General features: G+C 62.1%; 8 protein-coding genes and 2 pseudogenes. 6 read left to right on the forward strand and 4 right to left on the reverse strand.

Features of this window, described 5'->3' with window-relative positions; genetic code table 11:
- The first annotated feature begins 264 nt into the window (after positions 1–264).
- From E3T43_RS03130 to E3T43_RS03140, 3 genes are all read left to right on the forward strand, one after another.
- On the forward strand, positions 265–1,002 hold the full coding sequence (locus E3T43_RS03130; protein ID WP_134471269.1) for a hypothetical protein: 738 nt from the start codon (positions 265–267) through the stop codon (positions 1,000–1,002).
- Between the two features lie 21 nt (positions 1,003–1,023).
- A complete protein-coding gene (locus E3T43_RS03135) occupies positions 1,024–1,527 on the forward strand; it encodes an SRPBCC family protein (protein ID WP_134471270.1) in 504 nt (167 codons plus the stop codon).
- Positions 1,528–1,767: 240 nt separating this feature from the next.
- Positions 1,768–2,241 carry a hypothetical protein gene (locus E3T43_RS03140; RefSeq protein WP_134471271.1) on the forward strand — a complete coding sequence of 158 codons (474 nt, stop codon included), beginning with the start codon at positions 1,768–1,770 and terminating at the stop codon, positions 2,239–2,241.
- A gap of 76 nt (positions 2,242–2,317) precedes the next feature.
- On the opposite strand, the gene E3T43_RS03145 is transcribed toward E3T43_RS03140, so the two are convergent.
- The 3 genes and pseudogenes from E3T43_RS03145 to E3T43_RS03155 form a co-directional block, all read right to left on the reverse strand.
- Positions 2,318–2,827 (reverse strand): hypothetical protein, encoded by a 510-nt coding sequence (locus E3T43_RS03145; protein WP_134471272.1) that lies wholly within the window; start codon positions 2,825–2,827, stop codon positions 2,318–2,320.
- Between the two features lie 127 nt (positions 2,828–2,954).
- A pseudogene (locus E3T43_RS03150) lies at positions 2,955–3,356 on the reverse strand (recombinase family protein); the annotation flags it as partial.
- Positions 3,357–3,421: 65 nt separating this feature from the next.
- Positions 3,422–3,562, reverse strand: a pseudogene (locus E3T43_RS03155) (ATP-binding protein); the annotation flags it as partial.
- Positions 3,563–3,744: 182 nt separating this feature from the next.
- Between E3T43_RS03155 and E3T43_RS03160 the strand changes: the two are divergent.
- Positions 3,745–4,782: a tyrosine-type recombinase/integrase gene (locus tag E3T43_RS03160; RefSeq protein ID WP_206751392.1), complete on the forward strand. Its 1,038-nt coding sequence runs from the start codon at positions 3,745–3,747 to the stop codon at positions 4,780–4,782.
- A 3-nt stretch (positions 4,783–4,785) separates the two neighbouring features.
- Positions 4,786–5,124, forward strand: coding sequence for a helix-turn-helix transcriptional regulator (locus E3T43_RS03165; protein WP_198414288.1), 339 nt, complete (start codon positions 4,786–4,788; stop codon positions 5,122–5,124).
- Between the two features lie 251 nt (positions 5,125–5,375).
- Here E3T43_RS03165 and E3T43_RS18640 read toward each other — a convergent pair whose 3' ends face one another.
- Entirely contained in the window at positions 5,376–5,546 is a 171-nt protein-coding gene (locus E3T43_RS18640) for a hypothetical protein (protein WP_166791218.1), read from the reverse strand.
- Between the two features lie 174 nt (positions 5,547–5,720).
- Between E3T43_RS18640 and E3T43_RS03170 the strand changes: the two genes are divergently transcribed.
- Positions 5,721–6,389, forward strand: coding sequence for a site-specific integrase (locus tag E3T43_RS03170; protein ID WP_134471274.1), 669 nt, complete (start codon positions 5,721–5,723; stop codon positions 6,387–6,389).
- Positions 6,390–6,591: the final 202 nt, after the last annotated feature.

Below are 6,591 nucleotides of genomic sequence, written 5' to 3' on the forward strand. Positions count from 1 at the left end.
GCGCTTAATGTCGGGACAGTCAAACGGGCACCGTTGCAATTCCGCCCGGTCGGAACCGCCAGCTTCCCGGGGGGATGCCTGGAGGTCGTCCCCCTTGCGGGCACGGCGATCCAAGGTCCGCGCCAGCAATCCGCGCCAAGCAGGCTCGAATCAGGGCTACGGTGTCAGGAAGCGTGTGACGACTCTCAGAGCCCGTATTACCGGCACGGCGATGACCAAACTTCGATCTCGGTCGTGTTTTCAGCACTGACCTAGGGTGGACGTATGGATGCCGACATCAACTTCTACTTCGACCCCGTCTGCCCTTTCGCCTGGATGACCAGCAAGTGGGTGCGACAGGTGCAGGCGCAGCGCGACTACACCGTGGACTGGCGGTTCATCTCGTTACGCCTGATCAACGCCCACGTCGACTATGACGCGCACTTCCCTCCCGAGTACGAAGCAGGACATACCGCCGGGCTCCGGCTTTTGCGGGTAGCCGCCCGCGCGCGCGCCGAGCACGGCCGCGAGGCGATGGCGCCGCTGTACGCAGCCTTCGGGGCCCACATCTTCGACACCGCCCCCGGTCCAGACGATCATCGGAGCGAGGGCGAGGTGCGTGAGCTCCGCGGGACGCGTGCGTTTGCGGAGCCGATCCTCGCCGAGGCGGGCCTACCGCTCGAGCTGGTGGAAGCTCTCGACGACGAATCATGGGACATCGAGATCCAGCAGGAGACGGACGAGGCACTCTCGCTGACGGGAAAAGACGTGGGCACGCCCATCATCCACTTCGAGCCACCCACCGGTGCGGCCTTCTTCGGACCGGTGATCAGCCGCCTGCCGCACGAGGACTCAGCAGTCGAGTTGTGGGACAACGTCGTCGCTCTGGCACGCTTCCCAGGATTTGCCGAACTCAAACGCAGCCTGCGCGAGCAGCCACAGCTGGCCGCGTTCGGAGTCGACGCGAGCACGGTCGGACAGCAAGAAGACTGGCACGGCGGCAGCCGGCGGCAGAAGAAATGACCGCTCCGTTAGGGTATATGCATGAGTGAGACAAGCATCCGCAGCCACCAGGAGTCCATAATCGTCGAGGCGTCGGCCGCGTTTCTCTACGACCTGCTCTCTGACATCACCCGCACCGGCGAGTGGAGCCCGGTCTGTACGTCGTGCTGGTGGGACGACGAGGCCGAGGCTGGTCGGGTCGGTGCCTGGTTCACCGGGCACAACGAGCTCCCGCATCGGACCTGGGAGACCCGGTCTGAGGTGGTGACGGCAGAGCGCGGTCGCGAGTTTGCCTGGGTGGTGGGCGGCAGCTTCGTGCGCTGGGGCTTCAGCTTCGCCGCCGCGGAGACCGGCACGATGCTCACCGAGTCGTGGGAGTTCTTGCCGGACGGGATCGCCATGTTCGAGGACAAGTTCGGCGAAGACGCCCACGCTCAAATCCTCGACCGCACCCAGCAAGCCCTCGATGGCATCCCGAAAACCCTCGCCGCGATCAAACGGATCGCCGAGGTCTCCAGCGACGCGGGGGCACAGACCCAGTCATGACCGGACCGCCCGGGGAGGGCTGTCTCTGCAACGGTGTTTCCAACACTTCTACGACCCGCCTAAACTCCCACTGGCCTCATCGACCTTGACAAGTTCCGTCCCGGCACCGCCAGTAACCGAGTAGACGACGACCATTCTAAGGTGTCCCGGTCACCGTCCGGCTAATGGGACCGAGGAGCTGGACGTTTGCGAAGGGTGAGCGATGTCTTCAGCGAAGCCTGCGGTCAGTAGGATTTACCCATGCAACTGGGTGTGGGCACGAGAGCCTCCGTGACGTTGGAGCCTGTTCGATATGAGTTCGCGAACTCTGCCGGCGATGAGTGGGATGACAACTGGCTGGTCATCAGCGGGGACGTATCGGCACCGGACACGGAGTGGCAATTTTCTGTTCCGTGTTTGACGACCTTCGAAGCGAAACAGATTTCGGCCTGGCTGCGGAGCGTGGCCGATGGAAGCATCCCCGTCAGCATCATTGGAGACGCGGGAGTTGTGCCGTCGCTCGAATTCACGGAACCGAATCTTGCGTTCAGCGTTGAAAGTTATAAGTACGAGTCGACGTCGGTTAGGGTGCACTTTGCACTTGAAACCAGGCCTGTTGGCCAGAGCAGTGACGACCGGGCCCAATTCTGGGTCGTGGTCGCAGTGACGGCCGTCGACCTTGACTCGGCGGCCGACGAATGGGACAAGGCACTGTCAGTCTTTCCGGACCGCTAGGCGTTCCGCCTCTGGTAAGCGCGCTAACGGCAATGATGACGAGGGAGGATCCTACTTTGACGGTTGTCTCGGCTGATCACCCCGTGTGGACGATTTCCCACAAATCTCCGAGAGTCACGTTGAGCTGCTCTTCACTCGGGCAGTCGTCGCACAACGATTGAAACTTGCTGCGCTCAGCTTCACTCGCGCCGTGCTGATCGAGGTAGCGCTGCCGTAGCGGGCCATCAGCGACGCCGACGGGACGACGGTCCATCAATCTGCGCGGTGCGTGATCGTGGAGGATCAACTGTTCTTCGAGCTCCGGCCGCAGCGCCAGCGCGAGCTCAAGCTGACTCGTTGTCGCCGCCCAATGCCTGACTGTGGACTCCCGTACTGCCTCTTCGGGGTCATCGATCAAGGCCAGGAATACGTCAGCCGGCAACACAAATGGGTAGGCGCCAAGCTGCCACCTCACAAAGACGTCGTCGGACCCCGCGGCCGCGCGAAGCACGTCATCAGGAAGCGGAACCGGAGGCACGAACGTCCTGCGGTACTCAGCATCTTGCGCCTCAATCAGCGCCAGCTCAATGTCATCATCGTCTGCCATTCGTCAATGATGCTTCCTGACGTTCATTAGCACCAGCCCCGGACGCGCACCACGGGCGGACGTAGCGCAGAGGGTTCCCGTTGCCGGATTAGATAGTCCGGCAACGGGAATTCAATCGGTGCCCTTCTCAAAGGCTAGATTCGAACTGACGTTGGATAGTGCGGTAAACGGTCGATCGCGCGACGTTGAAGAGTTCCGCAAGTTCCGCGCTGGAGTGAAGGCCAGCGTTGTGGACTTCGATCAAGTGTTTCTGCTGTGGTACCGACAGTTTGGGCTGTTTACCGCGAAGATGCCCTTTCGCTTTGGCTACCTGCATTCCTTCGCGCGTTCTGGCGCGGATCAGGTCCGACTCGAATTCGGCGACCATCGCCAGGACGTTGAAGAGGAGGCGCCCGACCGGGTCGTTCGGGTCATGCACCGATCCACCGATACTCAGCTTCACATCTTTGGCCGTCAGCTCGTCAATGATGTCTTTCGCATCCCTAAGTGAGCGTGCGAGTCTGTCGAGTTTGGCGACGACGAGGGTATCTGTTAACGCCAACTGAAAATGGGGCCATTTCTGCCAACTGAAAACAGGGCCACTTTCGTGTGGTTCTAGTGTGCCGTAGTTGCGGCGGGCTCGTGTTTCTTGAGCCGGTAGCTGTTGCCTTTGAGGCTGATGACGTCGGCGTGGTGAACGATGCGGTCGATCATGGCGGAGGCGATGGTGAGGTCTCCGAAGACGTCACCCCACCGAACTGAGGTTCCCATACGTTCGTTCCGACTCTGAGTGCCGCATTCCCTGTGGGGAGTAGATCGAGCATGGTCGGCGTGGCTAGGTGCGATTTGCTCGATCGAGGAGTGAAATATGAGGCAACGCCTCACGAATCGAGGCGGACGGGAGGTATGCAGTGACGCCGCGACCCCGGCTGCGCGTGGTGAGCGACAATTCCCCAGGCGCGCAACTGGCCGATGCCATGGAGCCGATGGAATTCCAGCGGCAATGCGTCGACGGATTCGTCGCGAGCCAAGTGGCCCGCGGATTCAGTGCCCTCACCATCGATAACGGCACGGGCGTGCTTGAGCGTTTCCTCGCTTTGGCGGAGAAGCCAGCATGGGAGCTGACCGCCTTCGACGTCGACGCAGTCGTCGCCGCGCTTATCGAACGCGGCGTGGGCCCCGTCACGCGCAGGGACTACGTCAGCACGTTCAGACACTACTTTCAATTTCTGCAAGCCCGGCACTTCGTCGACGTTGAGGCTCGCTTCGGTATCCGTCTGGTCGACCCGATCGACGTGTTCCATGCCGGGCATCACGTGACCAGCGAGTCGCCCGCGACCCGCCCACCCCCAACGCCAGAACGCATGGATGACTTCTTCGCGTTCTTGAAAACTCGAATGGATCAGTCACGAAAATGGGCTCCGATCGCTCGGGACTACGCGCTTTTCCGAACGCTTTATCACGCAGGTCTTCGCTCCGCAGAGTCCTCGACGTTGGAAATCCGAGATCTTCATTTTGACCGCGGTCCGTTCGGAAAGATTCACGTGCGATTGGGTAAGGCGGCGAAGGGCTCCGGTCCCAGGCCACGCTGGGTGCCTATGCTCGACGATTTGGGCCTGATCCTGCATTGGTATCTTGACGAGGTCCGCCCCAAATTTCGAGGAAGCAGCCCGGCCTTGTTCTGCGACGAGGGCGGCCGATTCATGAATTCCGGATCGATCCGTAACCGGCTGGCGACATTGTGCAGGGCGGAGGGCCGGCCGGTCCACGAGCAGTTCAGCCCTCATAGTCTGCGGCACGCCTGCGCGACCCGGAATTACGAGCGCGGTGTTGATCTCGTCGCCATTCAGCAGATGCTGGGCCACTGGAACGTCGGCACGACGATGCGATATGTGACGCCCTCATCCACGTTCGTCGAGGACGCCTATCGTCGTGCCATAACCACCACTCTCGCTGAAGCGACCAAGGAGGAATAGGACATGGCAGAGTTTCGTTGGCGGCTCCGGATGGCCGCCGCTCAACGAGAAGTATGGACCGGCGCTCAGCTGCGGCGCCTGCTGGCCGACAAGGCCGGTCTGGAACTCTCATCCGCGTCGATCTCCGCCTTGATGACCCAACAGCCTTCGCAAATTAAGCTCGCGACTCTGGCCGCATTGTGCCAAGCGCTGGACTGCACCGCGAACGACCTCCTCGAACTTGATACGACCACCGACATCGGCAACGGGACTCCCTCAACTCCGGTCACGCAGGAGCCCCTCCGAGCGGCGGCCGGTCAGGAACGATCTCGGGCCGCGCGCAATACCCCGCCACCATTCTGATGACGCTCGTCGGCAACTGCATCGACTGTGGGAGCCCCAATCTCCATGCTCGGGGTCGCTGCACCCCGTGCTACTGGAAAGCCAAACGCGAGGCCACGATGGATCCGTGCCCACGGTGTGGCCAACGGCGTGTGCTCCGTGCGGAACAGAACCTCTGCGGGATGTGCGTGCGCCGAGCTCGTCCCCGGAAAGAACCGACACCGCGAAACTGCGACCAGTGTGGCCGTCTGGCCAAACACGCAGCTCACGGACTATGCACGGCCTGCTATCAAAGGACCCACAACTCCCTGATCGATCGAACAGCCGCCGCCCTTGTCCGGCTCGGCGCGAGCATTCCCGACTGGTTCGAACCCCTGGTCGAAGACATCGGCGACCGATTCGTCAGCGCCGTAGCGGTGCGACATCTGCGGCAGATCGAACACCACCTAATTCAAGGCGCCTGCACTCCCGAAGCTTTAGTCCGCGCGCTGCGTTCACCCGGACGATCACCGGGCGACACCACCCGAATCGTCAATGAGTATTTCGACACGAATGGGCTCGGATCCTTCCTCCAAGACGAGGAAGATCGGCGAAGCGCCGGGCGCCGAGAACGCCGCGTGGCCCGGGCCCCCATCCCCTTCCGCCCGGCCGTGGCGGCCTTCTCCGACTATCTCCTGCGTTCGCGCGCTCGAGCAAACTTGGTCGGCGGCCGCGGACTCAAAGACGCCACGATCGAAGCCCGCCTAGCTGATGTCGCGGCCCTGGCCAACTTCCTCGAGAGACGCGGCATCAACGATTGGGCGGCCGTTGCCGCCGGCGATATCGAGGAGTTCCTCGGCAGCCGCTCCCGGCATCGGCTAGCCAGCTTCCGGATGTTCTTCACCTTCGCTCGCAAGCGAAAGCTCATCCTGATCAACCCGGCCCTCGGTCTGACTCGACCACGACCAACAGGCTTCGCCGGACGAACGCTCAACAGCAACGAACAACGCCGACTCATCCACCGGTGGAGACTCACCACCATCGACCCGAGAGAGCGCGTGGTCGGACTGTTCGCCCTTCTCCACGGTATGAGCAGCAGTCAGATCCGTGCTGTTCTCGTCTCGGACATCAACACACAGGCAGGGACGATGGTCATCGCGGGACGGCCGTATCACGTGCCGCTGGACCCCATCACGCTCGCTGCTATCGATGCGGTGCTGACGCCGCGGCTGGCGCTGCGAACGAACAACCCGCACCTCGTCCTCACAAAAGACTCACGCGCTCACGAAACGGCAGCGTCGCCGTAGTTCATGACTCATATTCTCGATCCGGCCGGCGTCACGCCAGCCGTCCTGCGTCAAACCCGTCTCGCCGACCTCGCCCACTCCCACGACCCAAGACTTGTCGCCGCTGAGCTGCCGCGGGGATTTCGGACAGCGGAATTAGTGGTTTCTTCTACGCTGCCAGGGCTGGCTTTTCATAACCGTAGTGCACTTCGTTAGGCCGTCG

This window comes from Cryobacterium sp. Hh7, assembly GCF_004403155.1.
GTDB lineage: Bacteria > Actinomycetota > Actinomycetes > Actinomycetales > Microbacteriaceae > Cryobacterium > Cryobacterium levicorallinum.